The following is a 2,135-nucleotide window of genomic DNA, read 5'->3' as shown; positions in this document are numbered from 1 at the left end:
AGAATTTCCGAAAGTCTTATCATCCAAAGTTGTCACCCTTTGAAAAACTTCCCACAACATGAAGACTATCAAAGCCCCTTGCTGTGGGTGTGTATTATATAGACTTAAGCCTGCCTGTCAAATATTTTTCGCCACTTTAAGCAAAGTATTTTTTGCTTGTTAGCAAGCAGCTGTTTTTGTTGCGTTTATTAGCGCAACCATTTAATTATTTGTTGTTCAGTGCCTTTTCGATATCTGCTTTGATAGCGTCAGGTTTAGTCGTTGGCGCATAACGGTCGATCACTTGCCCATCACGACCAATCAAAAACTTGGTAAAGTTCCATTTGATACCGTCTGTGAGCACGCCGCCCTTTTGGTCTTTTAGCCAGTTGTAGATAGGATGTGCATTTTTGCCATTAACGTCTGTCTTTGCCATCATAGGGAAGCTGACGCCGTAATTTTTTTGGCAAAATGCGCCAATCTCGTCGTTGCTACCAGGGTCTTGACTTCCAAACTGATTACAAGGAAAACCAATAACCGTTAATCCTTGTTCTTGATACTCCTTACTAAGCGTCTCTAGACCTTCAAACTGCGGCGTGAATCCACATTTGCTCGCCGTATTGACCACGAGTAATACTTGTCCCTCATAATCGGCAAAGGCTTGTGAGGTGCCGTCCATACGCTCGGCGTTAAAATCATAAATCGTGCTCATAGTCGCTCCTTGATAGCTTGGCGTAATAATTTCTTGCGTTTATAAAGTATTAACATAAAACGCTTGTTAATATAGCAAAAAAAAAGCGAAGCCATCGTAATGTTACGATAACTTCACTACTTTTTAATCGTTTAAATACTCGCTTATTCAGCTTGATCCAAATCAATAGAGACTGAATTGATGCAATAGCGCATACCTGTTGTCTCACGAGGCCCATCAGGGAAGACATGGCCTAAGTGCGCGCCGCAGTTGCTACAAGTGACTTCAGTACGGCGCATACCGAGTGAGTCATCGACGTGCTCATCGATAGCCGCATTATCAATCCCTTGATCAAAGCTTGGCCAGCCGCAGCCTGCATCAAACTTACTATCAGAGTCGAACAATTTGGCGCCGCAGCCCTTACAGCGGTAGATACCTTTGTCATTGACATCGTTATAGACGCCAGTAAAAGGACGCTCTGTACCCTTTTCACGCATCACATGATATTCATCGCTACTTAAGCGCTCCTTCCAGTCCGCTTCGGTAAGTTGGCTGATCTCTTCTTTGGTTAATTGATTATCTTGCATCTTATATTCCTTTAATTGTAGGTCAAATTGATAAACGTTTTGATAGATAAGATATGGTAGTTATCTGCTTATTTACAAGTTTTGCTGAGCTACGTTTACTAAATGCACACGTAGAATCTATACAACGCTTAACTTTTGAATAAAATTGATAAACCTTGCAAGTTATACTTGCAAAGCTTAATAATAGTGCTTGCATCAATTTTATAAATGCAATAATATCTTGCATTATTATTTGATAAATCGATAACGATTTAAGGCACCTTGATAATGGCAAACCATGAATCACAAGCGGAACGTTTGGCACAGCTACGCCGTGATAGAGGCTTGACTGCTGAGCAATTAGCGCAAGCGATGACGGATGCAGGCGCGAAAGTAAGCCGCGGCGCTATCTCTAACTGGGAGCGCGGTACTAATGGCATTGTATCGTCGAAACTACCGACGCTTGCACGTATTTTAGGATGTAGTGAAGGCTACTTGCTACGTGGTGACAATGCCAATGATGATAATGCCAATGGTGACAATACCAGCGCTGATAGTGGCAGCGGTGACAAAAGCAGCAGTGAGACAAATCATAAAAACAATACGTCTACGATCTCAAAACCAATACCGCTACCTTCTACAACAAAAAACGATGCCAGCGAGTCAGTATCCTTTAACCGTACAAAATTACCATCTCAAATGACGAGCACTATTTCTATGACCTTATCTACAAATACGCCAAATAAACCTGAGCTTAAAAAGTCAGAAAAATTACAGAACGTCTGCTACGACATTCGTGGTCCACTACTGCAAACGGCGAACAAGATGGAGAGCGAAGGCACACGTATACTTAAGCTTAACGTCGGTAATCCTGCGCCCTTTGGTCTGCAAGCGCCGCA

The 2,135-nt window shown here is 42.3% G+C and carries 3 protein-coding genes; 1 reads left to right on the top strand and 2 read right to left on the bottom strand.

Annotated features, from left to right (window positions below):
* Positions 1-205: 205 nt before the first annotated feature.
* Together ACTXGO_RS12830 and msrB are read right to left on the bottom strand one after the other, a co-directional pair.
* Positions 206-691 carry a glutathione peroxidase gene (locus ACTXGO_RS12830; RefSeq protein ID WP_443541414.1) on the bottom strand — a complete coding sequence of 162 codons (486 nt, stop codon included), beginning with the start codon at positions 689-691 and terminating at the stop codon, positions 206-208.
* A gap of 143 nt (positions 692-834) precedes the next feature.
* Positions 835-1,257, bottom strand: a complete 423-nt coding sequence (msrB, locus tag ACTXGO_RS12825; RefSeq protein WP_317199986.1) for a peptide-methionine (R)-S-oxide reductase MsrB — start codon at positions 1,255-1,257, stop codon at positions 835-837.
* A gap of 267 nt (positions 1,258-1,524) precedes the next feature.
* Here msrB and ACTXGO_RS12820 point away from each other — a divergent pair.
* Positions 1,525-2,135 (top strand): helix-turn-helix domain-containing protein (locus ACTXGO_RS12820; protein ID WP_443574802.1); only part of this gene is annotated, 611 nt, incomplete at its 3' end.

This window comes from Psychrobacter sp. T6-1, from assembly GCF_052258445.1.
Note: the sequence above shows the minus strand (reverse complement) of the source record. Positions and strands in the feature narration are given on the sequence as shown.

What these genes read in the sequence shown, in the direction of transcription:
- ACTXGO_RS12830 (WP_443541414.1), bottom strand. Translation starts at nt 691, where the DNA reads ATGAGCACGATTTATGATTTTAACGCCGAGCGTATGGACGGCACCTCA.
- msrB (WP_317199986.1), bottom strand. Translation starts at nt 1,257, where the DNA reads ATGCAAGATAATCAATTAACCAAAGAAGAGATCAGCCAACTTACCGAA.